Genomic DNA, 26,822 nt, shown 5'->3' with positions numbered 1-26,822 from the left:
GCCAGAGAGGTCTTATTCCCGGTCTACCGGTTCCAATCCTGTTTCGCCGCGCGGACCAGCTTGTCCTTGAGTTCCCGGGTGTGCCGCCGGCTGACCGGCAGCTCGGTGCCGTCGATCACCACCACGTAGCCGGAGTTGACCAGCCGCAGCTCGGCGATGAGCTTCAACTGCACCAGGTACGAGCGGTGGATGCGGACGAACCCGGCGTCCGCCCACCGCTCGGCGAGGGTCGCCAGGGACACCCGGACCAGGTGCGAGCCGTCCGCGGTGTGCAGCCGGGCGTAGTCGCCCTGCGCCTCCACCCAGCGCACCGCCGAGCGGGGCAGCATCCGGGTGGTGCCGGCGAGCTCGATCGGGATCGTCGGGTCCTCCTCCGCCCGGGCCAGCGCTGCCGGGTGCGACGGCACCACCCGGGAGCCCATCACCCGGCGCAGCGACTCGGCCAACCGCTCGGCGCGCACCGGCTTGCGCACGTAGTCGGTCGCACCCAGGTCGAAAGCGTCGACCGCGCCGTCGTCGTAGGCGGTGACGAAGACGATCGCCGGTGGCCGGGCGAACCGGCGCAGCACCCGGGCCAGCTCCATCCCGTCCAGGCCGGGCATCCGGATGTCCAGGAAGACCACATCCATGTCGCCGTCGCGCAGCAGCCGCAGCGCCTCCGTCGCGTCCCCGGCGGTGTGCAGCCGGGCCACCCGGGGGTCGGCCCGCAGGTGGTAGGCCAGCTCGTCCAGTGCCGGCGGCTCGTCGTCGACCGCCAGCACCCGCAGAAAACCCGGAGCGCTCATGACCCCGCCCGTACGCCGGGGTGGAACTTCGGCACCCGCATGCTGACCTTCGTGCCGGAGCCCAGGCCGGTCTCGACGACCAGGCCGAACCCGTCCCCGAAGACCGACCGGAGCCGCTCGTCGACGTTGGAGAGCCCGACGTGCTGGCCGGAATCGTCCCCCGGGTCGCCGGAGCTGCGGGCCAACTCGGCGATGCCGGCGGTCAGGCTGGTCGGATCCATCCCCACCCCGTCGTCCTCCACCGTGATGTGGCATTCGGCGCCGGCGTCCCGGGCCTCGATGCTCACCATGCCCGTGCCGGGCTTGCGGGACAACCCGTGCCGGACAGCGTTCTCGACCAACGGTTGCAGGCAGAGGAACGGCAGGGTCACCGGCAGCACCTCCGGCGCGATCTGCAACCGCACCTGGAGCCGGTCGCCGAACCGGGCCCGCTCGATGGTCAGGTAGCGGTCGATCGAGCGCAGCTCCTCGGCCAGCGTGGTGAACTCACCGTGCGCCCGGAACGAGTAGCGGGTGAACTCGGCGAACTCCAGGATCAGCTCGCGGGCCCGCTCCGGGTCGGTCCGGACGAACGAGCCGATCGCGGTCAGCGCGTTGTAGATGAAGTGCGGGCTGATCTGGGCGCGCAGCGCGCGGATCTCGGCCCGGGCCAGCCGCTCCCGGGACGAGTCCAGCTCGGCCAGGGCGAGCTGGTTGCCGGCCCAGTGCGCGGTCTCCAGGGTCGCCTGCACCAGACCGGGCGCCGGCGGGCCGTCGGCGATCGCGACCAGCGCCCCGACCACCCGCCCGTCCGCGCCGGTCAGCGGCGCGACGACCGCCCCGCGTACCGGGCAGTCGACCCGGTCGCAGTGCAGCTCCGACTCGCCCAGCACGGTGGAGCGCTCGGTCGCCACCGCCCGCTGGGCCGCGCCCAGCAGCTGCTCGCCGTGGTGCCCGCCGCGCCCGTCCAGGGCGACCAGCGCCGACCGGTCGGTCAGCGCCAGGCCGACCGCGCCCACCAGGGCCCGCAGATGACGTACGGCCTTCGCCGCGCCCGCCGGGCTCAGGCCGGTACGCAGCGGCTCGGCGGCCAGCCCGGCGGTGTGCAGCACCTCGTAGGTGGCCCGCTGGGTGGCGGTGGCGATGCCCCGGCGGGCACGTAGCCGGCCGACCGCGAACAGCGCCGCGGCCAGCGCGCTGACCAGCGACACGACACCGACCACGGCCGAGAGGTTGCCACCCACGCCCAGATCCTGGCCGTTCGGCGGCGGCTACGCCATCCCTCAGTACGCGCCCTTGCGAGCGAGTACCACCCCGACGGTGCGCCAGAGGATGCTCAGGTCGTACGCGAGCGACCAGTTGTCGACGTAGTAGAGGTCCAGCCGGACCGCCTCGTCCCAGGAGAGGTCGGAGCGTCCGGAGACCTGCCAGAGGCCGGTCATGCCGGGCCGGACGAGGAGCCGCCGGCGTACGTCGCCGAGGAAGTCGCCGTCGTCGGCCGGCAGCGGACGCGGGCCGACCAGCGACATCTCCCCCCAGAGCACGTTGATCAGCTGGGGCAGCTCGTCGAGCGAGGAGGCGCGCAGGAAACGGCCCACCGGGAAGACCCGCGGATCCTGCTTCATCTTGAAGAGCATGCCGTCGGTCTCGTTCTGGTCGACCAGGCTGGCCAGCCGGTCCTCGGCGTCGACGTACATGGTCCGGAACTTCCACACCCGGAACGTTCGTCCCTCGTGCCCCACCCGGGGCTGGCGGAAGTAGACCGGCCCACGGTCGGAGATCTTGATCGCCACCGCGACGGCCACGAAGAGCGGGACGAGCAGCAGCAGCCCGAGCCCGGCCGCCACCCGGTCCATCAGGTTCTTGGCCAGCAGCGCCGGGCCGGAGAGGGTCGGCTCCTCGACGTGCAGCAGCGGCAGGCCCTCGATCGGCCGGATGTGCACCCGGGGGCCGGCGATGTCGGTGAGCTGCGGGGCGACGACCAGGTCGACGCCGGAGCCCTCCAACTGCCAGGCCAGCCGGCGCAGCTCGCCCGGCTCGGCGCTGGCCGAGCCGCAGACCGCGATGGTGTCGCCGCCCACCTCGCGCACCAGGGCGAGCACGTCCCGCCCGGCGTACACCGGGACCGGGGTCTGCATCCCCCGGGCGGCGGCATAGCCGTCGGTGATGTGGATCGCGACCGGCACCAGGCCGGCGGCCGGGTTGCGGGTGACCGCGGTGTAGACCTCCAGGCACTCCGGCAGCGTCCCGACCAGCACCATCCGGTGCCCGCCCTGACCGATGTTGCGCCGGATCACGTGCAGCACGAAGCGGGCCAGGATGCGGCCGAGCAGGATCAGCAGCAGCGCGCCGAGCAGCGCGGTGCCGACCGTGTAGCGGGAGAGCGACGTCTTGGTGGCGAAGGCGAGGAAGGAGACGGTGGCCGCGACGGCGACACCGGCCCGGATGACCCGTTTGTACTCGTCCGGGCCGAGCCCCAGGTAGCGGCGGTCGTAGGCCCGGTTGCCCCAGAGGATCACCACCCAGCCGAGTGGCAGCAGCACGAAGGCGACGGTGAAGAACCAGGTCGGGTCCTGCTGGGCGTTGTAGAAGCCGGACCGGGCCTGGTCGAAGGTGTGGATGGCGGTGAAGCTGGCGAAGGCCGCCGCCGCGAAGTCGAGCAGCAGCAGGACCGCCGTGTAGGGGCGATGCCAGCGGGAGACGCGACGCCGGGCCCGGGCCCAGGCGGACCGGGGTACGCCGTTGTGCGACGGCGGTGACGGCGGCTGGATCTCGAAGCTGTCGACGTGCCGCACGAGTTTGCTCCGGCCTTCGTTGGTTACCGGGCGCTGGAGGCTTGTCGTCACCTCACCCATGTCCTCCCGCATGACCCGCGCCGCTCACTCGCCGTGAGGGCTCGAGTCGCCCACCGTTCCAGTCTCCCACGCGGGCCCCGGCCGGGCGCCGACCCGAAGGACTTTGCGACCGATGGTGCCGGCGGGCGATCTGGCCGGCTCCACGCCATATCAGAAGCCGGGGACCGAGTCACTATACCGATGGATGGCGGGGTCGGAAGAACTCCCGACCGGGACCTTCGGCGCGCTCCAGTCGATTCCGCTCCGTAACCGGCGAGTGGCCTTACTCACCGTACAAGTCGAGACAACCGTCGGTCAGCCAGCGGCTTGCCGGCGGTCTGGCAGGTGGGGCAGTACTGCAGGCTCGAGTCGGCGAAGGAGACCTCGCGGACGGTGTCCCCGCAGACCGGACAGGGCAGCCCGGTCCGGGCGTGGACCTTGAGCCCGGAGCGCTTCTCACCCTTCAGCTCCGCCGCCCGCTGGCCCATCGACCGGTCGACCGCGTCGCCCAGCACCTGCCGGGTCGCCGCGTGCAGGGTGGCCAGTTGGCCGTCGGTCAGCTTGTTGGTGAGCGCGAACGGCGACAGCTTCGCCGCGTGCAGGATCTCGTCGGAGTAGGCGTTGCCCACCCCGGCCAGCACCGCCTGGTCGGTCAGCACTCCCTTCACCTGGCCGCGCCGGCTGCGGAGCCGCTCGGTGAAGGTGGGCAGGTCGGCGGCGAGCGCGTCCGGGCCGAGCTTGGCCACCCCCGGCACCGCCGCCGGATCGGTCACCAGGTAGGCGGCGAGCTTCTTCTGGGTGCCGGCCTCGGTGAGGTCGAAGCCGGAACCGTCGTCGAGGCGGACCCGCAGGGCGATCGGGCCCTTGCCGGGGCGCAGCGGCGCCGCGGACGGGAAGGCCTCCCGGTAGTGCAGCCAGCCGGCCCGGGCGAGATGGACCACCAGGTGCAGGTCGCCGTCGAAGAGCACGTCGAGGAACTTGCCGTGCCGCCGGGCGTCGACCACCGCCCGGCCGGCGACCGCGGTCGGTGCCGGGTCGTACGTCTTCAGGGCGCTGATCGCGGCGACCTCGAGCCGGTCGACCCGCCGCCCCACCGCGCGCTGCCGCAGGTAACCCGCGAGCGCCTCAACCTCCGGTAGTTCGGGCACGACACAACGGTAGCCTTCTTTCCGGTGAGCGCGAGGAATGAGCTTGCGAGTCCCTGCCGCGAGCGCGAGGAGTGAGCGTGCGAGCCCCGCAGCCGCGAGCAGGAGCCGGCACGACCGCGAACGAAAGGCGAGCACTGTGAGAATCGTGGTGGCGCACAACCGGTACCGGGAAGCCCAGCCCTCCGGCGAGAACACCATCGTCGACTCGGAGATCGGCCAGCTCACCGCCGCCGGCGTCGAGGTGCTGCCGTTCATCCGAAGCTCGGACGAGATCCCGTCGATGTCGAAGGCGGCGAAGGCGCTGCTGCCGATCTCGCCGATCTGGGCGCCGCGGGCCCAGCACGACCTGAGCCGGCTGCTCACCGAGCACCGGCCGGACGTGCTGCACCTGCACAACCCGTACCCCTTGCTCTCGCCCTGGGTGGTGCGGACCGCGCACCGGCACGGCGTGCCGGTGGTGCAGACGGTGCACAACTACCGGCAGGTCTGCTCCTCGGGGATCTACTTCCGCGACGGCGTGATCTGCCAGGACTGCAAGGGCCGGGCGCTGGGCGTACCGGCGATCAAGCATCGCTGCTACCGCGACTCGGCGGCGCAGAGCGCGCTGATGGCGACCACCCTGGCCGTGCACCGGGGCACCTGGCGGTCGGTGGACCGCTACATCGCGCTCACCTCGGCGATCGCCGACCACCTGCGCGACTACGGCATTCCGGACGAACGCATCGTGGTGAAGCCGAACGCCGTGCCGGACCCGGGCCGACCCGCGCCGCTCGGCGACGGGTTCCTCTACATGGCCCGGCTCTCCCCGGAGAAGGGGGTCGACCTGCTGCTGGACGCCTGGCGCCGGCATCCGGTGGGCGCGCTGGGCACGCTGCGGATGGCCGGCGACGGCGAGTTGCGCCCGCTGGTGGAGGCCGCCGCCGCCGAACGCCCCGACGTGGTCTACCTGGGCCAGCTCGACCGGGCCGGGGTACGCGCGGCGGTCGAGGCGAGCGCGGTGGTGATCGCCGCGTCGATGTGGCACGACGTGCTGCCGACCGTGATCATCGAGGCGCTGGCCAGCGGCCGGCCGGTGCTCGGCACCGCGCTCGGCGGCATTCCGTACCTGGTGGGGGCGGACGCTCCGCGCGAACCGGCCGGCACCGGGCCGGCCGAGGTCGCCTCCGCCGTCGCCGGGGGCGGCGGGTCGCCGATGCCGGCCGGCATCGAGGCGGGAGAGGCCGGCTGGGTGGTGGCCCCGGAGCCGGCCGCGCTGGCCGCCGCCCTGCCGATCGCCCGGGCCGGGGCCGCCGCGCTCGCCCCGGCAGCCCGGGCCCGCTACGAGCGGACCTTCCACCCCGACGTGGTCACCAAGCAGCTCATCGACATCTACGCCGGCCTGTCCCGCACGCCGAGCCGCGCCTGACCCGACGGCGCGGCCCCCGCAAGATCGCGCTCGATCCCGGGAAGAGGGGCTTCGGCGGCGGCCGGACGCCACTACTTCCCGGAATCGAGCGCGATCAAGGGAAGTAGTGGGGGTCAGCGGAGCGAGGCGCGGGCGGAGAAGGCGATGCTGGCGAGCAGGAATCCGCCGTTGACGACGGTGAAGGCGATCATCACCCAGAGCGCCAGCGCCGGGGCGAGCAGGAGCACCAGCGCGGCCACGAAGATCACCGCGCCGTAGTCGCGGACCAGCTTCACCAGCCGAACCGGCAGCGAGGTCGAGGTGACCATGCTCGCCGCGTTCGGGCCGGCCTGCATCACCGAGGTGACCAGGTTGACCATCCAGGTGCCGGCGAAGGCGGCGACCAGCCAGGTCGGGGTGGACGGCTGCTGGGCCACCGCGGTCGCGGCGAGCGCCGCGACCAGGGCGATCTGGGCGGCCACGTCGCAGAGCACGTCGATCCGGGCGCCGGCCGCGCTGCGCTGGTCGGTCACCCGGGCGAGCTGACCGTCCGCGCAGTCCAGGGCGTACGCCACCTGCCAGCCGACCAGCGCGATCACGCCGACCACCCAGGCCGGCACGTCGCCCGTGGCGACCGGGCCGGCGAGCGCGACCGCGGTGACCGAGGTGGCCAGGCCGAGCACCAGGTTGGTGAGGGTCAGCGCGGTCGGGGGAAGCCCCATCCGGTGCGCGCCGACCGCGAAGGCGGCGCCCAGCCACTGGCTGATCGACTCGCTGAACAGCCCACCGCCCCGGTTCGTCCGGTGGAAGTCGGCCGCGGTCGGCCGGGACGGCTCAGCCAAGGTGGTCACGAAGGGCGTCAACATAGTCTCCAAGCCGGGTCCGCAGGCCGTCGGCGGACAGCGCGAGGTGTTCGAGGATGGTGTACCGGTCCGGTCGGGTGCTGGGCGCGTAATGCACCGCTTCGACGAACTGGTCGTCGGTCAGCCCCAGGTCCGCCGGGGTGACGGCGAGGCCGTGGCGGTGCAGGCAGCGGGCGAGCTGGCTGAACCGCTCGGGGTCGCCACGGAGGAACGTGCAGAAAAGGGCGCCGATCCCGACCTGCTCGCCGTGCGAGGCGGTGCCGGGAAAGAGGTGGTCGATGGCGTGCGAGATCTCGTGGTCGCCGCCGCTGGCCGGGCGGGTCGACCCGGCCACCGAACTCGCGATCCCGCCGAGGATCAGCGCCTCGGCCAGCGTGGTGAGGAAGCCGTCGTCGGTGATCTTGCCCGGGTGGTTGATCAACGCCTCGGCGCCGGTCCGGGCCAGGGTCACCGCGAGGCCGTCGATCGGCTCGCCCCGGACCTGGTGGGCCAGCTCCCAGTCCGCGCAGGCGTTCACGTTGCTGACCGCGTCGCCGATGCCGGCCTGGGTCTGCCGGTCCGGGCCGTTCTCCACGAAGTCCAGGTCGACGATGACCGCGATCGGGATGTGCACCCCGTAGGAGCCCTTGCCGCCCTCGTGGTCGAGCGAGGCGGTCGGCGAGGCGATGCCGTCGTTGGCGAGGCTGGTCGCCACGGTCACCATCGGGATGCCGTACCGGGTGGCCGCGTACTTCGCGGTGTCGATGGTCCTGCCGCCGCCGATGCCGACCACGGCGTCGTAGGACCGGGACCGGAGCCGGTCACCGAGCTCGTTCGCGGCGTCGATGGTGCCGCCGGCCACGGTGAACACGTCGGCCGAGCCCAGGCTCGGCCGGCACAACTCGACGATCTTCTCGCCCTGGCCGGGACCGACCACCACCGCGACGTCGCCGCCGGCCGAGATCCGCCGGTCGGCGAGGAGCGGACCCAGGTCCGCCACCGCACCCCGCCGGACCTCGATCAACAACGGGGTGTTGACCGTACGGGCTAGTAGTGGCACGCGATCTCCCGGGCCCGGGCCAGGTCGGCGTGGTTGTCGACCTCGACCCAGGACACGTCGCCGATCGGGGCCGCCCGCACCTCGCCGCCGCGGTCAGCGAACTCCTGGTAACCGTCCTCGTAGTAGAGGTTCGGATCCCGCCGCCAGGTCGCCTCCAGCGCGTCGGCGAGCGCGTCGGCCACCTGCGGCTCGATCAGGGTCGCGCCGATGTACTCCCCGTACGCCTCGCCCGGGTCCATCAGCTTGGTGATCCGGGTGAGCTGGCCGGCCGCGTCGAAGGTGGTCTTCATCTCCTCCTCGGCGAGCGGCTTCAGCGTGTCGACGGCGAGCAGGATGCCCGGCCCGCGCTCGGCGAGCAGCGTCTTCTCCACGCTGACCGGGTGCACGGTGTCGCCGTTGACCAGCAGCACGCCCCGGCTGAAGTGCTCCCGGGCCAGCCAGAGCGAGTAGGCGTTGTTCCACTCCTCGGCCTTGTCGTTGTGCACCAGGGTCAGCGTGACGCCGTACCGCTTCTCCAGGTCGGCCTGCCGCTCCCGGACCGCGTCGGCCGCGTAGCCCACCACGATCACGACCTCGGTCAGCCCCACCTCGGCGAGGTTGCCCAGCGCGATGTCCAGGATCGTGACGTCGCCGTCCACCGGGATCAGCGCCTTGGGCAGGGTGTCGGTGTACGGGCGCAGCCGGCGCCCCGCCCCGGCCGCCAGCACCATCCCGATCATGCGACATCTCCCGTCGTACATCTCCCGTTCACCGGTGGAGGATAGCGCCGGGCGCGGGTGCGGCTCCGGCCAACCGGGTCAGCCGGGCAGCGCCGCCAGATCGGCGAGCATGATCAGGCGCTCCTCGGCGGTCAACACGGTGTAGGGGCCGGCCGCCCGGCGGTCGGTCTCCAGCTCGATCGCCTGCCGCTCGGGACCGGGCGACAGGGCGGCCACGCTGGGTGCGGTGTGCCCGGCGGCGGCCCAGGACGCGGCATACGCGTCCGCCCGCTGGTGACGCAGCGCGTCGAGCCGGTTGAGCAGCAGCACGCCGGGCAGGGTGCCGTCCGGCTCGTGCGGGGGCGCCAGCGCGGTGAACGCCGTGCTCTCCGTCGCGCCGTTCTCCTCGGCGAGCACCAGCGCGTACGCCAGCAGCCGGCCGAGCGCCGCGACCAGCCGGAGCACCCGCTCCTCGTGGCCGGCCCACAGCTCGGCGGTGACCTCGCCGTGCAGATGGTGCAACTCGGCCAGGAAGGTGGCGCCGCGCTCGGTGGCGGAGAGCCCGCCGTCCGGCCGGCGGTGGATCATGCCGTGCGCCACCTGCTTGTCCAGCGCCCGCTGGCAGGTCGCCGGATCGCGGTGTCGGGTGAGCGCGGCGAACCCCGGCCCGTCGACCGCGCCACCGGGCGCGGCGAGCCGGGTGCGGAACTCCACCAGGAAGCCGGTCGCCGCCGGCCCCCCGTACCGTTGGCACAGCTCGGCACCACCACCGTCGCGGGCGGCGCGCATGCCCGCGGCGACGGCCCGGTCCACCGCCGGGGCGGCCAGCCCGGCGAACCGGTGCGGCCCCAGCTCGACGGCCTCGTTCACCGACTGGTCGAGCGCAGGGCGGCGAACGCCTCCTCCGCGATCCGGCGGTTCAGCCCGTCGCCGGGCTCCAGGTGGCCACCGACCACGTCCCAGCAATCGGGAAAGAGCCGTCGCTCCGGGGATCGGCGCTGGAAGAAGATGCGGCCGTCGTCGCGGACGATCAGGGCGCCGGCGCAGCGCAGAGGCTCGGTGGACACGCTCCGACATTAGCGAGCCCACCGGCGTGGCGACGACGCCCGGTCTTGTCCCGGCAACATCGACGGCCCACCATGTCCGTACCGGATGCCACCGTCCCAAAGGGGTGATGCGTGATGCAGGTACGGGAAGCGATGTCCAGCCAGGTTCTCGTGGTCGGCCCGGAGCACACGCTCCGTCAGGCGGCGACGATGATGTCGACCCGCGGGATCGGGTCGGCGGTCGTGATCGACCCGGACTCCGAGGGGGTCGGGATCATGACCGAACGTGATGTGCTCAACGCCATCGGTGCCGGGTTGGACTGCGACGTCGAGCGCACCGGCGCGCACCTGACCTGGGACGTGGTCTACGCCGGGCCGGACTGGACGCTGGAGGAGGCGGCCGCGGCGATGGCTCGGGGCGGCTTTCGGCACCTGGTGGTGCTCGACGGCCGTGAGGTGGCCGGCGTGATCTCGGTCCGCGACATCATGCGGGTCTGGGCGGCCAGCCGGATGATCGCGACGAGCTGAGCCGGCCTCCGGCCCGGCGCCGGCCACCGGCCACGGGCCGACGGCCGGCGTCGGGTCGCCCGGTGCCCGCAGGTGTGCCGGGCCGGATCGACGGGTAAGGATCCCCCTGCGGGAGCGGAGACGCCGCGACCGCGGGGGAGGGCGTGATGCGCAGCGCCGAGCGTCTGGTCGAGCAGCAGTACGCCATGCTCCTGCGGCGGGACGTCGCCCGGCTGCCGGACCTCTACGCCCGGGACGCCTTCTACGCGATGCCCGGCGTCACGGTGCGCCCGATCGAGCTCCCCGCCCTGCTGCGTACCTGGACCGGCGCCTTCCCCGACCTGCGGGTGGACCCGACCGGTCGGGTGCAGACCGCCGGTGGGGCGGCGGTGGAGCAGCGGCTCACCGGCACCCACACAGGCGTGCTGCACTCACCGTTCGGCACGGTCGCGCCGACTGGGCGGGCGGTCAGCTGGGACGTGGTGGACGTGGTCCGGGTCCGGCGAGGACGGATCGCCGCCTGGCGGTCCTACTTCGACTGGGGCCAGCTCCTGGCGGAGCTCGGGCTGCATCTTGAAGGGCTTTCCCGCGAGCCGCAGCACGACCCGCTCGCCCTTCCGGTCTGACTTGCCGCCCACCGGGTCCGCCCAGGTCACCCGACCCGGTGGCTCAGGATGCGGACATCGCCGTGCCGTCCGCGTGCCCCCCGTCGCCGCCCGTACGCTCAACAGCCATGACCGCCGAGCAGCTGATCTCCTTCGCCCGTGGGGCTCCGTCGCTGGACATCGTCGATGTCGAGGGGCTCAAGGCCGCCGCCGTCCGCGCGTTCGACGCCGACCCCGCAGGGGTCACCGCGTACGGGACCTCCGTCGGCTACCCGCCCCTGCGGAAGTGGATCGCGGAGAAGCACGGGGTGACACCCGAGCAGGTGCTGGTCACCAACGGCTCGTTGCAGGCCGACGCCTTCCTCTTCGACCACCTGATCCGCTCGGGTGACGCGGTGGTGGTCGAGCGCCCGACGTACGACCGGACGCTGCTCAACCTGCAGCGGATGGGCAGTGAGCTGCACGGCGTCTCGATCCAGCCGGATGGTCTGGACACCGCCGAGCTGCGCAAGCTGCTGGAGTCCGGGGTCCGCCCCCGGCTGGCGCACATCATCCCGAACTACCAGAACCCGGCCGGCGTGACGCTCTCCCTGGAGAAGCGGCGTGAGCTGCTCGACCTGGCCGCCGAGTACGAGTTCACCATCTTCGAGGACGACCCGTACGCCGACATCCGGTTCCGGGGCGAGGCGCTGCCGTCGATGCTCTCGCTGGACACCCGCAACGTGGTGGTGCACGCCTCGAGCTTCACCAAGACGGTCTGCCCCGGGGTCCGGGTGGGCTACCTGGTCGGCCCGACGGACCTGATCGCGGACATCGCCAAGAGCGCGACCAGCCTCTACATCTCTCCCGGCATGGTCGCCCAGGCGATCGTGCACCAGTTCTGCGTGTCCGGTGAGATCGACCGCTCGATCGAGACCGTACGGGCCGCGCTGGGCGAGCGGGCCCGGGTGCTCGCCGAGTCGCTGCGCCGGCACATCCCGCAGGCCCGGTTCGTCGAGCCGGACGGCGGCTACTTCCTCTGGGTGGAGCTTCCGGACGACGTGCTGGTCGACCGACTCGCCCCGGCGGCCGCCGAGCGCGGGGTGGCCGTGGTCAAGGGCAGCGACTTCGTGGTCGACGGCGGACAACACGCCCTGCGGCTCGCCTTCTCGGCGGTCACCGCCGACAAGATCGACGATGGCGTCCGCCGGTTGGCCGAGGCGGTGGCGGCGGTTCGCGGCTGAAATCTGTCGGGTTTCCGACAGAACGACCGTGCCGGCCGTTCCGGGGCTCCCGTCCGGGCGGCCGGCGGCCCACAATGCTGCGAGCGTCATTCACCACGTGTAGCGGACGTCACCGCCCGCCCCCGGCACCCGGCGTGCCGGCCGGCGGGCCGGGTCGACGGGCCGCAACCGACACGACGAATGGCGTGACCAGCACAACCCCCGCCCCCACAGGGCGCCGGGTGGGCCGCGTCGTCCCCTCACCCCCCGAGAACGACCCGGCCCGCCCGGCCCCGCCCGCTCACCCGGTCGTCACGGGCGGTGACCGCGCCGTGCGGCGTAACCTGCAAGCCGCAGCGGAGCGTGGAGAGGGGGGCGCGATGACGGATCGGGCGGAGCGGGGCCGGACAACCCCACAGCAGAGCGGGCGAGGGCTCCGACCGAGAGCCTGGGCGGCCCCGGTCCGGGCGATGAGCCGGATCCTCAACGCCGACGGCTCCCCGCCCACCCCGGCCCCCGACCGTCCGGGGCGCAGCGGGGTCGTCGACTGCGCCCTCTACATCGACGGCAAGCGACAGCCCGGCGACTGGCACTACGCCGACGCGCTGGCCGCGGCCCGCCGGGCGGAGCACGGCTTCGTCTGGCTCGGGCTGCACCAGCCTGAGCTGGCCGAGATGACCGCCATCGCGGACACCTACGGCCTGCACGAGCTCGCCGTCGAGGACGCGGTGAAGGCCGAGCAGCGCCCCAAGCTGGAGCAGTTCGGCGAGGTGAGCTTCCTGGTGCTGCGCACCGCCCGCTACTGCGAGCACGCCGAGCTGACCGAGAACTCAGAGGTGGTGGAGACCGGGCAGGTGATGCTCTTCATCGGCCCGAACTTCCTGATCAGCGTCCGGCACGGGGACGCCTGCCGGCTCTCGCCGGTCCGCGCCGACCTGGAGACCAAGCAGGACCTGCTGCTCCAGGGGCCGTGGGCCGTCGCGTACGCGGTCACCGACCGGGTGGTCGACCTCTACCTGGAGGTGGCCGACCAGCTCGAGGACGACCTGGACGTGCTGGAGGCCGAGGTCTTCGACCGCAACAGCCACGGGCGGATCCAGCGCATCTACCAGATGAAGCGCGAGCTGGTGGAGTTCAAGCGGGCCGTGGTGCCGCTGCAACGGCCGCTGCTGACGCTGACCTCGCAGGTCAACCGGGAGGTGCCGAAGGAGATCCGGCGCTACTTCCGCGACGTGCAGGACCACCTCAGCCGCACCGTCGAGCAGGTGAACTCCTACGACGACCTGCTGAACTCCATCCTCCAGGCGCGGCTCGCTCAGGTCACCGTCGACCAGAACAACGACATGCGCAAGATCGCCGCCTGGGCGGCCATCGCCGCGGTGTGGACCGCCATCGCCGGCATCTACGGGATGAACTTCGATGACATGCCCGAGCTGAAGATGACGTACGGCTATCCGGTCGTGCTCGCCCTGATGCTCGCCATCTCGCTCGGCCTCTACCGGTGGTTCCGCCGCAACGGCTGGCTCTGACCCCGGGCCGGGTGGCCCTCCCGCCCGCCCGGGCGGGAGGAAGACGGACCGGACGCGGAAGCGCCGGCGTTGCGGGGTGTGATCCCCGCCTCGCCGGCGCTTTCCGCTGTTGCCGCGGTCAGCGGCGCCCGTTGGTCCGGGCGGTGTCCTTGCCCGTCGCCTTGCTGAGGTCGTCGGCCGGGCGGCCGGAGGTGTCCTTGGCGCCCTCGGCCACCGAGGGGACCTTCTCCGTCGGCTGGATCTTCGAACCGGTGCTGGTCGCGCCGGCCACCGCCGAGCTGCCGGACCCGACGGGTCCGCCGCCCAGGCCGGCGGACTTGTCGGCCATCTTGGCGCCGGCCGCCGTCGAACGGGTCTGCACCTCGATGGTGTCGACCTCGTCACGCATCGGCTCGAGCGTGCGGTTGGGGTCGTACTCGGCCCACTCCTGCTGCTCCCGGCGGCGCCGCATGGCCATCGCGCCGGCCAGGCCGGCGATCGCGCCGGCGGCGAGCAGGCCGGTCATCATCGAGCCGCGACGCCGCGGCTGCTTCTTCTTCCCGCTGATCCGCATGTTCCTCGACTTCGCCTTCCTGTTCATCGAGCCCGCCTGCACGGCGCCGTCGCGGGCGGCGGCGGCGAGCGGTGCGAGCGAGGTGAGCGTCGTCCCCCAGCCGGTCGCGGCGCGGTCACGCACCATCGCCGCCGTCGGTCCGACGTAGTCCCGCGCCGACCTGACCCGCGGGCCGACCGTCTCACCGGCACCCCTCGCGGCGTACGTCGCTGCCTGCATCAGGTGACTGACGCTCTGGTTCAGCTCGGCCTTCGCGAGCTGTCCCTGGGACTTGCGTCGACCCATTCCAAACACGGTCCCACCTCCTGGGAGTTGTTCCTTCGTCATCCTCCACCTTCGGATGCCTCCGCGATGCCAGATCGGGCACATGGGAGGATCCGCATGGAACTGACCAACGAGTGAGGAGTACCCGTGGCCGAGGCTGTCTACGCCACCTTGCACACCAACGCTGGCCCGATCCGGCTGGAGCTCTTCCCCAACCACGCTCCGAAGACCGTTCGCAACTTCGTCGACCTGGCCGAGGGCAACATCGAGTACACCGACCCGCGCACCGGTCAGCCGGGCAATGGGCCGTACTACGACGGCACCATCTCGCACCGTGTGATCAGCGGCTTCATGGTCCAGATGGGCGACCCGACCGGCACCGGTCGCGGCGGGCCGGGCTACAAGTTCGCCGACGAGTTCCACCCGGAGCTGCGCTTCGACCGGCCGTACCTGCTCGCCATGGCGAACGCCGGGCCGGGCACCAACGGCTCGCAGTTCTTCATCACGGTCGGCCCGACGCCGCACCTGAACAACCGGCACACCATCTTCGGGCAGGTCGCCGACGAGCAGTCGGCAAAGGTCGTCGACTCGATCGCCAACACCCCGACCGGCCCGAGCGACCGTCCGCTGCAGGATGTGGTCATCGAGCGGGTCGAGATCGAGCGCAGCGCCTCCTGAAGCGTCCGCGAGGTACCTTTGCTCGCATGACTGAGCGCTCCGGCGGGTGGGCACGGTGAGCGAATCGCCGCCGACCACCCCGGTCTGCTACCGACACCCCGGCCGGGAGACGTACGTCCGCTGCACCCGCTGCGAACGGCCGATCTGCCCGGACTGCATGCGCGAGGCGTCGGTCGGGCACCAGTGCCCGGAGTGCGTCAACGAGGGACGCCGTAGCGTCCGGCCGGCGCGTACCGCCTTCGGTGGCGGTGCCGCCGGCCGGCACGGCTACGTGACGAAGGCCCTGATCGCGCTGAACGTGCTGCTGATGCTCCTCTCCATCGCCTCCGACCGGGGCGGGGACGCGGCCGTCGGCGGCTCCGGCTTCGGCGGCCTGCTGGGTGGCGGCACCCCGCTCACCAACTGGGGTGCGGTGCTCGGCATGACGCCGCCCGGCTTCGTGCCGGACGGCATCGCGGACGGTGACTGGTACCGCCTGATCACCGCGATGTTCCTGCACTACGGCGTGATCCACCTGCTGTTGAACATGTGGGCGCTCTGGGTGCTCGGCCGTTCGCTCGAGGCCAACCTCGGCCCGCTGCGCTTCCTGGGGCTCTACCTGATCGCCGGGTTCGGTGGGAACGTCGCCGCATACCTGTTCAGTCACCCGAACGCGGCCACCGCCGGCGCCTCGACGGCCATCTTCGGGCTCTTCGCCGCGTTGATCGTCATCGAACGGAAGATGGGCCGGGACATCTCCCAGGTCATCCCGATCCTGGTGATCAACCTGGTCTTCACCCTGACCGTGCCGGGCATCTCGATCCCCGGTCACCTGGGCGGACTGGTGGTCGGCACGCTGATGGCCCTGGTGCTGGCGTACGCCCCGCGGGGCCGTCGCTCGATGGTGCAGCTCGCCGGCGGGGCGATCATCGTCTTCGCCCTGATCGGACTGGCGCTGATCCGCACCGCCCAACTCCTGGCCGGCTGACCCGGCCCGTGCCCGGCACAAGCCCGACTCACCCGCGCCGCGCGCTGCGAGATCGTGCTGTATCCCTGTTGTAGTGGCCTCCAGGGCGCTGTGACACCACTACTTCCCTGATCGAGCGCGAACTTGGAGCGGGGCAGGTTGCGCGTTCCCCGGGCTGAGCGGAGTCAGGTGGCGGTGCCCGGGCGGGCGGCGCGCAGGGTCGCGGCGACCTCCTCGGGAGAGGTGCCCAGGTCGTAGCGGCCGAAGAGATGCAGTGACTCGCCCGCGTCGATCTCCAGCACCTCGGTGGTCAGGCCCAGTCGCGGCCGCCGGTCCACGGTGATCGCCTCGACCGCCGGCCAGGGCAGCCGCCGATGCCCGGCGAAGCCGTGCGCGACGGTGAGCCCGCTGCCGTCCACGGCCAGCCGGATCGGCGCGACCAGATCGCGTACCGCCCAGCCGGCCAACCCGGCGGCGACCAGCGCCGCCAGCGCCAGCCTCACCGGGTCACCGTCGGCGAAGAGCAGCCCGAGCGCGACCAGTAGCACCGCGCCGGCCAACTTCGCCGCCGGCAGGCTCGCCGGCACCCGCCACTGCCGCACCGGGGTCGCGTCATCCACCCGTCCAGCATGCCAGCGTTCCCCGGCGCCGGGCGGCACCGGCCCGGCGCCGACCCCACCGGCCCGAGCCGGGGGCGGACGGCCGGTCCGGGAGGACGTAGGATCGAGGGCAGCCCAGGTTACCGGGGAGTAGATATGACTGACGCGGTTATCGTCGGCGCCGTACGCACCCCCGTGGGGCGGCGCAAGGGCAGCCTGGCCGGTGTGCATCCGGTCGACCTGTCGGCGCACGTGCTGCGCGCGCTGGCCGAGCGCACCGGCCTCGATCCGGTCCTGGTCGACGACGTGTTCTGGGGCTGCGTGTCGCAGGTGGGCGAGCAGTCGTGGAACATCGCCCGCAACGCTGTGCTCGCCGCCGGCTGGCCCGAGTCGGTGCCCGGCACCACGCTGGACCGGCAGTGCGGCTCCAGCCAGCAGGCGCTGCACTTCGCGGCCGCGACCGTCCTCTCCGGCCAGGCCGACCTGGTGATCGCCGGCGGGGTCGAGTCGATGACCCGGGTGCCGATGGGCTCCAGCGTGGGCGGCGGAATGCCGTTCAGCGACCAGCTCCGCGACCGCTATCGCGGCGTCGAGGGCTTTGCCGACGACGCCCCGCTCCCGTTCAACCAGGGCGTCGGCGCCGAGCTGATCGCCGAGCGGTGGCGGTTCTCCCGCACCCAGCTCGACGAGTTCGCGCTGGCCAGCCACGAGAAGGCGGCGGCCGCGCAGGACGCCGGCGCGTTCGACCCGGAGCTGGCCCCGGTGGCGCTCGCGGACGGGGGCAAGTTCGCCGCCGACGAGGGCATCCGGCGGGAGACCTCGCTGGAGAAGCTGGGCGAGTTGGCCACCCCGTTCCGGCCCGACGGCGTGGTGACGGCCGGCTCGGCCTCGCAGATCTCGGACGGCGCCGCGGCCCTCGCCGTGACCACCTCCGACTGGGCGAGCCGGCACGGGCTGCGCCCGCTGGCCCGGGTGCACACCGCGGTGGTGGCCGCCGACGATCCGGTCACCATGCTCACCGCCCCCATCCCGGCCACCGCGAAGGCGCTGCGCCGCGCCGGGCTGGGCATCGAGGAGATCGGCGTCTACGAGGTGAACGAGGCGTTCGCCCCGGTGCCGCTGGCCTGGCTCGCCGAGACCGAGGCCGACCCGGACCGGCTCAACCCGAGGGGCGGCGCGATCGCCCTCGGGCACCCGCTCGGCGGCTCCGGCGCCCGCATCATGACCACCATGCTCCAGCACATGCGGGACAACGGGATCCGCTACGGGTTGCAGACCATGTGCGAGGGCGGCGGCATGGCCAACGCCACCATCGTCGAGCTGCTCTGAGCACCGGGGGCGGACCCTCCAGCAGGGACGACGCGCCCGGCGGGTAGAAAGGCCGACGGTTCGATCTGGACAGAGGCCGACGTGGCGGGCAGGATCAACCCGCTGGTGGAGATCGTGTGACGTGGCGTGAGCGTCCGACCCACCGCCTCTGCCCTCCTCCAGATCGGGAGCCCCCGTGACGATGAGTTCTGCCCGACCCGGCCTGCGTCGAACCGTCCGTCAGGCCCTCGCCGTGGCCGCGGTCGCCCTGCTCGCCGCCGGCGCCGCGGTCACCGGCGCCGAGACGCCCGCGCGCGCCGCCGGCTACACCGGCCCGCATCCGGGAACCTTCACCGGATACGGCTTCGACACCTGCACCGCCCCCTCCGACGCGGCGATGACCGCCTGGCTCCAGTCGCCCTACCGGGCGATCGGCGTCTACATCGGCGGGGTCAACCGGGGCTGCGCCCAGCCCAACCTGACCGCTGCCTGGGTGAGCAACCAGCAGGCGGCCGGCTGGCGGCTCTTCCCGCTCTACGTGGGCCTCCAGGCGCCGTGCTCCGGCTACTCCCGGCACATCGATCCGGCGCAGGCGGCGGCCCAGGGCATCGCGGCGGCGGACGACGCGGTGGCGAACGCCCGCGCCCTCGGCCTGGCCGACGGCAGCACGCTCATTCTCGACATCGAGCACTACGACGCCGGGGACGCCGCTTGCAGCGCCGCGGTCCAGACCTTCGTCAGCGCCTGGACCACCCGCCTGCACGACCAGGCCTTCTACTCCGGCCTCTACACCAGCGTCGGCTCGGCCGGCCTCCAGGACCAGGTGGCGGTCTACGACCAGCCCGGCTACGCCCGGCCCGACATCATCGACTTCGCCCGCTGGGACGGCGTGCCGACGGTGTCCGACCCGGCCATCCCGGCGACCTACTGGTCCCCCGGGGCCCGGATGAAGCAGTACCAGGGCGATCACTACGAGACCTGGGGCGGGGTGCGGATCAACATCGACAGCAACTACCTCGAGCTTCAGGACCCGCGCCGGTACCGCTCGGTCACCGTGGAGCGGCCCCGCCCGCGCTGGTAGTCGGCCGCTGCCGCACTCGCCGCTCCGGCGGCCCCGGTACCCGGGGGCCGCCGGCCGGCCTCCGGACGTCGCACAACCGGTGCGATCCGGCGCGTGGAACTTCCAAAATTCCGGCGTGACCCACGTCACCCCTGCGTAGAGATCGTTGGGCAGGGCATGGACGTCTTCTCCCGAACGTTCCTCCCGGCCGCCGCCGAGGCCGGACTGGCGGTCCAGGCCGTCAGCCGGCACATGCCCATCTTCCGCCGCTGTGTCGGCTCGGGTGACGCCACCATCCTGGTCACCCGGTGCGGCCGTCCCGACCGTCCGGTCGCCGGCGAGTACCTGCTCCTGCTCACCCACCGGCGCCTTGTGGTCACCCAGCAGACCCGGGTGCTGCACCGGCTCCGCCTGCACCTCAACACCGAGCTGCGCGAGCTGAGCAACGTCACCTGGAGCCCCGACCCGCGGCTGCACTCGGTCGAGCTGGCCGCCACCGCGATCGACGGAATCCGCGAGCGGTTCGTCATCCGGACCACCCACCCGAAGCAGGTGTGGCAGCTCGACGCGCTGCTCAACCACGCCTTCCGCACCCGACTCCGGACCGCCCGGGAGCGGCTGGTCGCCACCATCGGCGACACGCCGTCCGGCGTACGCCCGGCGACGTTCCGGCCGGCCGCCGTCCGCTGACCGTCCGCAGCCTTTACCGAACTCGAACACCCCGCGTCCGCGCCGCCTCGGCCCGGTCGGCAATCATGGGCCGGTGACCGTCGATGCGCCGCACCGCGGGCTCGTCCTCGTGGTCGAGGACGAGCCGGCCATCGCCGACCTGGTTCGGCTCTACCTGACCCGGGACGGCTTCGGCGTACACCTGGAGCGGGACGGCACCGCCGGCCTGGCCGCCGCCCGCCGGCTGCGCCCGGTGGCCTGCGTCCTGGACATCGCGCTGCCGGGTCTCGCCGGCACCGAGATCTGCCGGCAGCTGCGCGAGGCCGGTGACTGGACGCCGGTCATCTTCCTCACCGCGCGGGACGACGAGGTGGACCGGATCATCGGCCTGGAGTTGGGCGCGGACGACTACGTGACCAAGCCGTTCAGCCCGCGTGAGCTGGTGGCCCGGGTCCGGGCGGTGCTGCGGCGCACGGCGGGCCCACCCGACGGGATGGACCGGCCCCGCGTCGTCGGCGCGGTGGCCCTCGACCCGGCCCGCCGGACGGTGACCGCCGCCGGCGCCCCGATCCAGCTCACCTCGACCGAGTTCGACCTGCTCGCTCACCTGATGGCACGTCCCGGTCGGGTCTTCACCCGCGAGGAGTTGCTGGCCGGCGTCTGGGGGTACGCGGCGCACGCCGGCACCCGCACGGTCGACGTGCACGTGGCGCAGGTCCGGGCGAAGCTCGGCCCGGCCAGCGTGATCCGGACCCACCGGGGTGTCGGGTACGCCGCCGATGCCTGAGCACCCCACCGACCCGCGGCGTCCCGCCCCCGGTGCGCCGACCGCGACCGACGGGCCGGTGCGGTCGGAGTCGCCGACCATCGCGCTCCCGGTGCTGGGCGGCGCACCACCCCCCGCGCCACCCCGGGCCCGGTTCGGCCGGACGCTGACCGCTCGGGCGGTGCTGGTCACCTGCACGGTGGCGCTGGTGTCCGTGCTGGTCACCGCGATCGTCGCGGTGCCCCTGGCGGTACGCGGCGTCGAACGGCGCGACCAGGAGGCACTGGCCGCCCAGGCCCGGCTCGCCGCCGAGGTGCTGCGGACCCGGCTGGACCGGGGCCGCACCGCCGACGAGGAGCGGCTGATCCGTCAGCTACGCGCCCAGCAGATCGACGCGTACCTGGTCCGGGGTGGCACGGTGGACCGGGCCGGCCTGCCGCCGCGGGTGGTGCAGCGGGTCGCCGAGGGACGCAACGTCTCGGCCCGCCGTTCGGTGAACGGGCGGCGCGCGCTGGTCGAGGGGCGCGCCCTGCCGGGCGGGAACGGGGTGGTGCTGTCCCGGCCGGTGGCCACCGGGCTCTGGCGGCAGGTGCTGCTCAGCCTCTGGCTGCCGCTGCTGGCCGGGCTGGCCGCCGGTGTCGTCGCCGGGCTGCTGCTCGCCCGGCGGCTGGCCCGGCCGATCCGGGTGGCGGCGGGTGCCGCCGCCCGGCTACGCGCCGGCGATCGCGCGGTCCGGGTGCCCGTCGAACCGCCCGACGAGGTGGCCGACCTGGCCCACGCGTTGAACGGGCTGGCCGCGGCGCTGGCCACCAGTGAGGGGCGGCAGCGGGAGTTCCTGCTCTCCGTCTCGCACGAGCTGCGTACCCCGCTGACCGCGATCCGGGGCTACGCCGAGGCGCTGGCCGACGGGGTGATCGAGCCGGACGACGTGGCCGGTACCGGGCGCACCGTGCTGGCCGAGGCCGAGCACCTGGACCGGCTGGTCCGCGACCTGCTGGCGCTGGCCCGGCTGGAGGCGGCGGACTTCCCGCTGGAGCCGGTCCCGGTCGACCTGGCCCGGTTGGCCGCCGACGCGGAACGGACCTGGGCCGACCGCTGTGCCGCGGTCGGCGTCCCGTTCTCGGTGGAGAGTCCCGGCGGTCCGGTGCCGGCGTACACCGATCCGGGACGGATCCGGCAGGTCGTCGACGGGCTGCTGGAGAACGCGCTGCGGGTCGTACCGCCGGGGGCGCCGGTGGTGCTCGCGGTCCGGCCGGCCGGACCGGATCCGGCGGCCGGCGGGGTGGTCGAGGTCCGCGACGGCGGACCCGGCTTCACCGACGAAGACCTGGCGGTGGCGTTCGAGCGCGGTGCGCTGCACCAGCGGTACCGGGGGGTGCGCAAGGTGGGCAGCGGGCTCGGGCTGGCGCTCGCCGCCGGGCTGGTCCGCCGGCTCGGCGGTGAGATCGCGGCGGGGCACGCCCCGGAGGGCGGCGCCGCGTTCACCGTGCGGCTGCCGGCGGATCCTTACCCGATCCGAACATCGGCCTGACGGTCCGCTCGTCCGGGCGCGGGAGGCTGGGCGCATCGACGGACGAGAGGGAGAGTCATGGCACGTTGGGGTTTTGTTGCCGGCACCGCGCTGCTCGGGGCGGTCGCGCTCGGCGTCAGCGGATGCGGCGCGGCCGAGGTTGCCAGCCAACCGGCCCGGGAGGCGGCCGTCGAGGTGGCCGCGGCGATGGGCGCCGAGGGCCAGGCGCTGACCGCGATGGGCTTCGACGCGGACGACCTGGACGTGACGGAGGTCGCCGCGCCGGCGTCGCCGTCGGCCGCGCCCACCGCGACCGGCGACAAGCCGCGCCGCGAGCGGGCCGAGGAGCTGCGCAAGCGCCGCCAGGCCCGGGTGCTGCTGCGGCGGAACACCCTGCACGGCGAGGCCGTGGTGCAGACCAAGGACGGCACGAAGACGGTCGCCGTGCAGCGGGGTGAGGTGACCGCGATCGACGGGAACTCGATGACCGTGAAGTCCACCGACGGGTTCACCATGACCTGGCGGTTCGGCGACGACCTGCGGGTGGTCGAGCGGCGGGCCACGATTCAGTCGACCGACGTGAAGGTCGGCGCCACCGTCGGCGTCGCCGGCGCCAAGGACGGCGACGCCGGGGTCGCCCGGCTCGTGGTCATCCCCAGGGCGAAGTGACCCGCGCGCCCCGGACCGGGGCGCGCGGGCCGGTGGCGGGAGTGGCGGTACCGGCTACTCCCGCCGCGTCGATCAGTAGACCCGGGAGCCGATGAAGTCGTCGTGGCCGTAGCCGACCGGGTTGGCGAAGTTGCGGGACTCGAAGGACCACTGCTGGCGGGTGCTGCTGGAGCAGTTGGCCAGCCGCAGCCGTGGGGTGCCCAGCCAGGGGCTGTCGAAGGCCAGGCAGAGCGCGGTGTTGCCGGCCGCCTTGAGCTGGTTGCCGGCCAGCACGAACTTCTGGTTGGCGCCGCCGTGGCAGTCGTGGACGTTGACCGCGGTGCCGGCGGTCAGCGATCCGTTGGCGACGTCCAGGCAGCGGTCGTGGGAGAGCTCGGAGTGCAGCGACTGGCGGGTCGGGTCGTACCAGAAGCCCTGGTTACGGCCGCCGTGACAGCCGTACGACTGTTGCGCGGTGCCGTTGCGTGAGTCGTATCCCTTGCCGTCGACACAGGTGCCGGTGGCGAGGTTGCGCAACTGCTTGAACTCGAACAGCCCGTTGTACAGCACCCCGGTGCCGGTGCTGGCCGGGTCGACGCAGGTGGCCCGTTGCTGCCCGGAGTTCCAGAACTGGGTGATGCACTGGGCGAACATGCCGTGCCCGCGGGCGTTGGGGTGAAACGACTGTCGGGCCGCGTTCTCGTCCCAGATGCCGATCTCGATGTAGAGGCCGCGGACCGACGTGTTGTCGGTGCAGACCTCGTGGCCGTGGAAGAGCCGGCTGGCGTCCAGGTAGCGGGTGCCGGTGTTGGTCGCGGCGGTGCGCAGCGCGGACTCGAAGAGCGGCACCGCCTTGTTCCGGGCGAACGCCGCGTCGGCCAGGTAGAGCAGGCAGCCGCCGGAGTACCAGCCGGGGAAGTTCGGGTTGTCCTCCACGTCCGGGCTGCCCGGGCTCGGGTACGACATCAGCACCAGCTCGTAGTCGGTGTTCAGGTAGCCGGCCCTGGTCATGGTGTTCCGGATGTCGTTGAGCGCGTCCTCGACCGCCTGACGGCTGCCGTCGGTGCGGATCGTCCACTCGTCGGTGTAGGTCGGGTAGCAGGGACCCTGGAAGAAGACCCGGCTGATGGCGCAGTCGGTGGCGACCGGGCCGAACTGGATCGTGCCGTCGCCGTTGGCGCCGACCACCACCCAGATCAGCCGGATGTGCGTGTTGCGCGCCTTGATCGCCAGGTGGTCGCCCTGGTTCAGCTCGTTGTGCTGGGTCGGGCCGCCGGCGATCAGGTTCCACGGGGTCGCCCCGGAGCAGGCGATGTTGTACTTCTCGTCGGCGGTGATGCCGGTGCGGAACACCGCCTGGTCGTACGAGCGGTCGCACCAGTTGCCGGGTTCGTGGGTGCCGGGCACGTAGTTGCCGACCCCCTCTCCGGAGATCTCGCTGTCGCCCATGGTGATCAGCGAGGTGCGGCGCTGTTCGATCGGGCGGATCTGCGGCGCGCCGTAGAGGGCGGTCGCCTCGGCGGCGCGGATCGCCTCGAGGTTCGTCGGGAGTGGCTGGACGGCGGGTCGGTCGGCCGCGGTGGCGGGGGTGGCCGTTCCGACGAGCATCGGCAGGACGAGAGCGGCGGCGAAGGCGGCGGTCAGCGACCGTCGTCGGGTCGCACGTTCGCGCCTGGCAGCGGAACCAAGCATCGACGCACTCCTTTCGGCTCGATCGCGGGACGTCGATCGAGTTACCGGAAGGTAACGTGCGTCATGCAGGTATGTGAATGTCTTTCGGAAGAGTTTCCGTCATTTGCGCTGCGGAGCCGGCGGGCGAGCCCACCGACCCGGGCCCGCCGCCGTCCCGGCGGGGCCGGGACGGCGCCGGTGGGCGCGCGTCAGTGGACCGGGACGGGACGGCGGCGGTGGGCGGGTCAGCGGCCCGGCGGCAGCGCGTAGCCGACGTAGCCCCGGTACTCGACCCGCCAGCCGGGCGGCACCAGCTTGGCGCAGGCCGCCTCCGGGCCGGTGCAGACGATCGCGTCCATCGAGGACGGATCGGCCGGCGGTCGCTTGGGCAGCTCCGACTTCAGCGACAGCAGCTCCGGTGGCCGGCCGTCGGCGTCCCGCAGCAGCAGCCACCACGGGTACTCCCAGTTGTCGTTCTGCTCGACCAGGCCGATCCGGCGGGCGCCGCTGGCACGTACCGCCTCGGCCGCCCAGCGGAACTCGTCGGTCCACTGCGGGCGGCGCAGGAACCGGGTGTCCCACTCCGAGGTGGTGAAGACCGAGCCCGCTCCGACCAGCCGGCGCGGGAAGCCGTACGACAGCGCGAGCACGCCGGCGAGCGCGGAGGTGGCCAGCACGGTCACCGCCACGCCGACCGCCACCGACCTCCGCCGACCGTCCGCCCGGGCCGGCGCCGGGGTGGCCGGGGCGTCGGAGCCGCCGGCCCGGTGGCGGAACAGCGCGTCCAGCCAGAGGCCGGCCAGCGGGACGGCCACCACCAGCGCGTAGAGCAGCAGGCGGTTCCCCCACGGCTGCCACTTGATCATCGCGGTGTGCAGCACCACTGCGACCACCACCACCACGGCGTACGCCCGCAGTGCCCCGGACCGGCTCGGGCTGATCCGGCCCGGACGGGTCAGCGCGAAGATCGCCCCGAGCAGTGCCAGCGAGCCGGCCAGCGGGAAGGCCACCCGGTCCTCGTCCGGGTACCACGCGCGCACCGGGAAGACCTGCCGGACGAAGGTGGTGTCCGGGTCCTGTGGGTCGACGCCGACCGCCTCCGCGCCGCGGATGATCGCCTCAGCACCCACCCAGCGCAGTGGCGTGAGCGGGGTGTCGAACGCGGTGTGTCCGATCCGCAGCGCGTTGACCAGGATCGACGGCGGGTCGTGCCGCTCCATCGGGATCGACTCGCGCAGCCCGGGCGGCCCGAGCGGATGCCCGAAGTCGGCGGTCATCCGGGCCAGGTAGGGGCCGACCAGGATCGCCCCGACCAGCAGGATCAGTACCGATCCGCCGACCGTGCGGGCGACCCCGACGGCCGGTGACGGGCCGGATTCCGGCCGGTCCGCCGGCGTGCCGCCGGCGGCGACCGTGCCGCCGCTCCCGGCCACCCGGCGGGCCCGGGACAGCCGGAGCTGTGCCAGCCCCCAGAGCACCAGCAGCGGGCCGACCGCGATCAGCCCGCTGGTCTTGGTCACCGCGGTCAGTCCGGTCGCGATCCCCAACCCGAGCAGGGTGCCCAGCCCGGTACGCCGGCGTAGCCCGTCCAGCACCAGGGTCGCCGCGCAGGCGACCCAGGCCGCGACCGTCAGGTCGGTCTGCGTGCTGGTCGCCTGCAGCGCCACCATCGGCGTGGTGGCCAGCAGGAACGCGGTGAGCAACTGGGCCCGCCGGCCGCCGCCGAGCTGGGCGGTGATCCGGGCGGCCAGCAGCAGGCAGAGCACCCCGGCGGCCCACTGCACCAGGTTGTGCAGCGCGTCGCCGCCGGTGAGCAGGCGCAGGTGCAGCAGCAGGTACTCGGCGCCCGGCGGAATGGTCACCTGCCGGTGGATGGCGGTCGGCCAGAAGTCGAGGTCGCCCTGCGCGACCCAGCGCTCGACCCGGGGCAGGTGGTAGGTCTGCGAGTCGAAGTTGTTGGGTTCGGCGAGCAGCGCGATGACCAGCTCCACCAGGACCAGCCCGCCGACCGTGCCGGCCAGCAGCTGCTCGCCGCGACTCAGCGCACGCCACCGCTCCGCCAGCCGTCCCGACCAGCCGGCACGGGTCGACCCGGGAGTGGCCGCGGGCTGCGTCGCGCCGGCGGCCGGCGGCGAGTCGTCCGCCGGGCCGAGGGCCGGGCCGTCGCTCGCCGTGCCGGCGGTCGCGCCGACCAGCGCCCGTCCCGGGGTGGCCGCGCGCGCCGCCTGGCCGCGCGCCGTGTCCCGCCGGTGCCGCCACCCGGCAGCCACCGCCGTGACGACGAGGAAGAGCAGCCAGGCGACGGCGAACGCGGTACGGGTCAGCGCGTGCAGCGCGCCGAGCACCTCGACCAGAAGTATCGCGAAGGCTCCGGTGAGCAGCGCGGCCCGGGCCGCGGCGAGCCGCAGCGGCGCCACCACGCCGTTCCCGGCGGGGCGCATCACGAACAGGAGCAGTAGCATCGCGGCGACGGGCGCCACCGTTGACATCGAGCCGGCTGCCGACATGGCGGGAAGTAAACACCATCCGCG

At 73.2% G+C, this 26,822-nt stretch carries 26 protein-coding genes; 13 read left to right on the top strand and 13 right to left on the bottom strand.

Features of this window, described 5'->3' with window-relative positions; all coding sequences use genetic code 11:
- Window positions 1-23: 23 nt before the first annotated feature.
- From AB0C04_RS00370 to AB0C04_RS00355, 4 genes are all read right to left on the bottom strand, one after another.
- Window positions 24-785, bottom strand: coding sequence for a LytTR family DNA-binding domain-containing protein (locus AB0C04_RS00370; RefSeq protein WP_350876830.1), 762 nt, complete (start codon window positions 783-785; stop codon window positions 24-26).
- Window positions 782-2,008, bottom strand: a complete 1,227-nt coding sequence (locus AB0C04_RS00365) for a histidine kinase (protein ID WP_357046434.1) — start codon at window positions 2,006-2,008, stop codon at window positions 782-784. Before AB0C04_RS00365 ends, AB0C04_RS00370 begins: the two co-directional genes overlap by 4 nt.
- A gap of 39 nt (window positions 2,009-2,047) precedes the next feature.
- Complete coding sequence (locus tag AB0C04_RS00360; protein ID WP_357049005.1) at window positions 2,048-3,619, bottom strand: sugar transferase; 1,572 nt, start codon at window positions 3,617-3,619, stop codon at window positions 2,048-2,050.
- Window positions 3,620-3,885: 266 nt separating this feature from the next.
- Window positions 3,886-4,746 carry a DNA-formamidopyrimidine glycosylase family protein gene (locus AB0C04_RS00355; protein ID WP_357046432.1) on the bottom strand — a complete coding sequence of 287 codons (861 nt, stop codon included), beginning with the start codon at window positions 4,744-4,746 and terminating at the stop codon, window positions 3,886-3,888.
- A 136-nt stretch (window positions 4,747-4,882) separates the two neighbouring features.
- Here AB0C04_RS00355 and AB0C04_RS00350 point away from each other — a divergent pair, with 136 nt between their 5' ends.
- On the top strand, window positions 4,883-6,151 hold the full coding sequence (locus tag AB0C04_RS00350; protein ID WP_357046430.1) for a glycosyltransferase: 1,269 nt from the start codon (window positions 4,883-4,885) through the stop codon (window positions 6,149-6,151).
- Window positions 6,152-6,264: 113 nt separating this feature from the next.
- On the opposite strand, the gene AB0C04_RS00345 is transcribed toward AB0C04_RS00350, so the two are convergent.
- From AB0C04_RS00345 to AB0C04_RS00325, 5 genes are all read right to left on the bottom strand, one after another.
- Window positions 6,265-6,981 (bottom strand): CDP-alcohol phosphatidyltransferase family protein, encoded by a 717-nt coding sequence (locus AB0C04_RS00345; RefSeq protein WP_350876838.1) that lies wholly within the window; start codon window positions 6,979-6,981, stop codon window positions 6,265-6,267.
- Window positions 6,965-8,032, bottom strand: coding sequence for an iron-containing alcohol dehydrogenase family protein (locus AB0C04_RS00340; RefSeq protein ID WP_357046428.1), 1,068 nt, complete (start codon window positions 8,030-8,032; stop codon window positions 6,965-6,967). Before AB0C04_RS00340 ends, AB0C04_RS00345 begins: the two co-directional genes overlap by 17 nt.
- Window positions 8,020-8,751 (bottom strand): phosphocholine cytidylyltransferase family protein, encoded by a 732-nt coding sequence (locus AB0C04_RS00335; protein ID WP_357046426.1) that lies wholly within the window; start codon window positions 8,749-8,751, stop codon window positions 8,020-8,022. Before AB0C04_RS00335 ends, AB0C04_RS00340 begins: the two co-directional genes overlap by 13 nt.
- Window positions 8,752-8,829: 78 nt before the next feature.
- On the bottom strand, window positions 8,830-9,600 hold the full coding sequence (locus AB0C04_RS00330; RefSeq protein WP_357046424.1) for a hypothetical protein: 771 nt from the start codon (window positions 9,598-9,600) through the stop codon (window positions 8,830-8,832).
- The gene (locus tag AB0C04_RS00325; protein ID WP_357046422.1) at window positions 9,597-9,797 is read right to left on the bottom strand and encodes an NUDIX domain-containing protein; all 201 of its coding nucleotides are present in this window, start codon (window positions 9,795-9,797) and stop codon (window positions 9,597-9,599) included. Before AB0C04_RS00325 ends, AB0C04_RS00330 begins: the two co-directional genes overlap by 4 nt.
- Before the next feature lie 114 nt (window positions 9,798-9,911).
- Between AB0C04_RS00325 and AB0C04_RS00320 the strand changes: the two genes are divergently transcribed.
- From AB0C04_RS00320 to corA, 4 genes are all read left to right on the top strand, one after another.
- Window positions 9,912-10,304: a CBS domain-containing protein gene (locus AB0C04_RS00320; protein ID WP_357046420.1), complete on the top strand. Its 393-nt coding sequence runs from the start codon at window positions 9,912-9,914 to the stop codon at window positions 10,302-10,304.
- Between the two features lie 146 nt (window positions 10,305-10,450).
- Window positions 10,451-10,909 (top strand): ester cyclase, encoded by a 459-nt coding sequence (locus tag AB0C04_RS00315; protein WP_357046418.1) that lies wholly within the window; start codon window positions 10,451-10,453, stop codon window positions 10,907-10,909.
- 107 nt (window positions 10,910-11,016) lie between these two features.
- The gene (locus AB0C04_RS00310; protein ID WP_357046416.1) at window positions 11,017-12,111 is read left to right on the top strand and encodes a PLP-dependent aminotransferase family protein; all 1,095 of its coding nucleotides are present in this window, start codon (window positions 11,017-11,019) and stop codon (window positions 12,109-12,111) included.
- Between the two features lie 359 nt (window positions 12,112-12,470).
- On the top strand, window positions 12,471-13,619 hold the full coding sequence (gene corA / locus AB0C04_RS00305; RefSeq protein WP_357046414.1) for a magnesium/cobalt transporter CorA: 1,149 nt from the start codon (window positions 12,471-12,473) through the stop codon (window positions 13,617-13,619).
- 118 nt (window positions 13,620-13,737) lie between these two features.
- Here the strand turns inward: corA and AB0C04_RS00300 are convergent, their stop codons facing one another.
- Window positions 13,738-14,499: a hypothetical protein gene (locus AB0C04_RS00300; protein ID WP_357046412.1), complete on the bottom strand. Its 762-nt coding sequence runs from the start codon at window positions 14,497-14,499 to the stop codon at window positions 13,738-13,740.
- 84 nt (window positions 14,500-14,583) lie between these two features.
- Between AB0C04_RS00300 and AB0C04_RS00295 the strand changes: the two genes are divergently transcribed.
- Together AB0C04_RS00295 and AB0C04_RS00290 are read left to right on the top strand one after the other, a co-directional pair.
- Window positions 14,584-15,114 carry a peptidylprolyl isomerase gene (locus AB0C04_RS00295; RefSeq protein ID WP_357046410.1) on the top strand — a complete coding sequence of 177 codons (531 nt, stop codon included), beginning with the start codon at window positions 14,584-14,586 and terminating at the stop codon, window positions 15,112-15,114.
- A gap of 55 nt (window positions 15,115-15,169) precedes the next feature.
- Window positions 15,170-16,081, top strand: a complete 912-nt coding sequence (locus AB0C04_RS00290; protein ID WP_357046408.1) for a rhomboid family intramembrane serine protease — start codon at window positions 15,170-15,172, stop codon at window positions 16,079-16,081.
- Between the two features lie 164 nt (window positions 16,082-16,245).
- Here the strand turns inward: AB0C04_RS00290 and AB0C04_RS00285 are convergent, their stop codons facing one another.
- Window positions 16,246-16,680, bottom strand: a complete 435-nt coding sequence (locus tag AB0C04_RS00285; protein ID WP_357046406.1) for a PH domain-containing protein — start codon at window positions 16,678-16,680, stop codon at window positions 16,246-16,248.
- A 135-nt stretch (window positions 16,681-16,815) separates the two neighbouring features.
- On the opposite strand from AB0C04_RS00285, the gene AB0C04_RS00280 reads away from it, so the two are divergent.
- The 6 genes from AB0C04_RS00280 to AB0C04_RS00255 all read left to right on the top strand — a co-directional run bounded on the left by AB0C04_RS00280 (window position 16,816) and on the right by AB0C04_RS00255 (window position 22,641).
- Window positions 16,816-17,988, top strand: a complete 1,173-nt coding sequence (locus AB0C04_RS00280) for an acetyl-CoA C-acyltransferase (protein WP_357046404.1) — start codon at window positions 16,816-16,818, stop codon at window positions 17,986-17,988.
- Window positions 17,989-18,169: 181 nt separating this feature from the next.
- A complete protein-coding gene (locus AB0C04_RS00275; RefSeq protein WP_357049002.1) occupies window positions 18,170-19,048 on the top strand; it encodes a DUF1906 domain-containing protein in 879 nt (292 codons plus the stop codon).
- Between the two features lie 156 nt (window positions 19,049-19,204).
- Window positions 19,205-19,717 carry a hypothetical protein gene (locus AB0C04_RS00270; RefSeq protein ID WP_357046402.1) on the top strand — a complete coding sequence of 171 codons (513 nt, stop codon included), beginning with the start codon at window positions 19,205-19,207 and terminating at the stop codon, window positions 19,715-19,717.
- A gap of 73 nt (window positions 19,718-19,790) precedes the next feature.
- Window positions 19,791-20,483, top strand: a complete 693-nt coding sequence (locus AB0C04_RS00265) for a response regulator transcription factor (RefSeq protein ID WP_357046400.1) — start codon at window positions 19,791-19,793, stop codon at window positions 20,481-20,483.
- Entirely contained in the window at window positions 20,476-21,993 is a 1,518-nt protein-coding gene (locus tag AB0C04_RS00260) for a HAMP domain-containing sensor histidine kinase (RefSeq protein ID WP_357046398.1), read from the top strand. Before AB0C04_RS00265 ends, AB0C04_RS00260 begins: the two co-directional genes overlap by 8 nt.
- A 57-nt stretch (window positions 21,994-22,050) precedes the next feature.
- Complete coding sequence (locus AB0C04_RS00255) at window positions 22,051-22,641, top strand: hypothetical protein (protein WP_357046396.1); 591 nt, start codon at window positions 22,051-22,053, stop codon at window positions 22,639-22,641.
- 72 nt (window positions 22,642-22,713) lie between these two features.
- Here AB0C04_RS00255 and AB0C04_RS00250 read toward each other — a convergent pair whose 3' ends face one another.
- A complete protein-coding gene (locus AB0C04_RS00250; protein WP_357046394.1) occupies window positions 22,714-24,312 on the bottom strand; it encodes a ricin-type beta-trefoil lectin domain protein in 1,599 nt (532 codons plus the stop codon).
- Between the two features lie 224 nt (window positions 24,313-24,536).
- The gene (locus AB0C04_RS00245) at window positions 24,537-26,753 is read right to left on the bottom strand and encodes a glycosyltransferase family 39 protein (RefSeq protein WP_357046392.1); all 2,217 of its coding nucleotides are present in this window, start codon (window positions 26,751-26,753) and stop codon (window positions 24,537-24,539) included.
- Window positions 26,754-26,822: the final 69 nt, after the last annotated feature.

Source organism: Micromonospora sp. NPDC048909, from assembly GCF_040649635.1.
GTDB lineage: Bacteria > Actinomycetota > Actinomycetes > Mycobacteriales > Micromonosporaceae > Micromonospora.
The sequence above is the reverse complement of the archived record's forward strand: the minus strand, read 5'-3'. Positions and strand labels throughout refer to the sequence as shown.

Bases quoted from the DNA above. Each gene is read 5' to 3' on its own strand.
- AB0C04_RS00370 (WP_350876830.1), bottom strand. From the start codon at position 785: ATGAGCGCTCCGGGTTTTCTGCGGGTGCTGGCGGTCGACGACGAGCCG.
- AB0C04_RS00360 (WP_357049005.1), bottom strand. From the start codon at position 3,619: ATGGGTGAGGTGACGACAAGCCTCCAGCGCCCGGTAACCAACGAAGGC.
- AB0C04_RS00335 (WP_357046426.1), bottom strand. From the start codon at position 8,751: ATGATCGGGATGGTGCTGGCGGCCGGGGCGGGGCGCCGGCTGCGCCCG.
- AB0C04_RS00320 (WP_357046420.1), top strand. From the start codon at position 9,912: ATGCAGGTACGGGAAGCGATGTCCAGCCAGGTTCTCGTGGTCGGCCCG.
- AB0C04_RS00315 (WP_357046418.1), top strand. From the start codon at position 10,451: ATGCGCAGCGCCGAGCGTCTGGTCGAGCAGCAGTACGCCATGCTCCTG.
- AB0C04_RS00310 (WP_357046416.1), top strand. From the start codon at position 11,017: ATGACCGCCGAGCAGCTGATCTCCTTCGCCCGTGGGGCTCCGTCGCTG.
- corA (WP_357046414.1), top strand. From the start codon at position 12,471: ATGACGGATCGGGCGGAGCGGGGCCGGACAACCCCACAGCAGAGCGGG.
- AB0C04_RS00300 (WP_357046412.1), bottom strand. From the start codon at position 14,499: ATGACGAAGGAACAACTCCCAGGAGGTGGGACCGTGTTTGGAATGGGT.
- AB0C04_RS00280 (WP_357046404.1), top strand. From the start codon at position 16,816: ATGACTGACGCGGTTATCGTCGGCGCCGTACGCACCCCCGTGGGGCGG.
- AB0C04_RS00275 (WP_357049002.1), top strand. From the start codon at position 18,170: ATGAGTTCTGCCCGACCCGGCCTGCGTCGAACCGTCCGTCAGGCCCTC.
- AB0C04_RS00270 (WP_357046402.1), top strand. From the start codon at position 19,205: ATGGACGTCTTCTCCCGAACGTTCCTCCCGGCCGCCGCCGAGGCCGGA.
- AB0C04_RS00260 (WP_357046398.1), top strand. From the start codon at position 20,476: ATGCCTGAGCACCCCACCGACCCGCGGCGTCCCGCCCCCGGTGCGCCG.
- AB0C04_RS00255 (WP_357046396.1), top strand. From the start codon at position 22,051: ATGGCACGTTGGGGTTTTGTTGCCGGCACCGCGCTGCTCGGGGCGGTC.
- AB0C04_RS00250 (WP_357046394.1), bottom strand. From the start codon at position 24,312: ATGCTTGGTTCCGCTGCCAGGCGCGAACGTGCGACCCGACGACGGTCG.
- AB0C04_RS00245 (WP_357046392.1), bottom strand. From the start codon at position 26,753: ATGCTACTGCTCCTGTTCGTGATGCGCCCCGCCGGGAACGGCGTGGTG.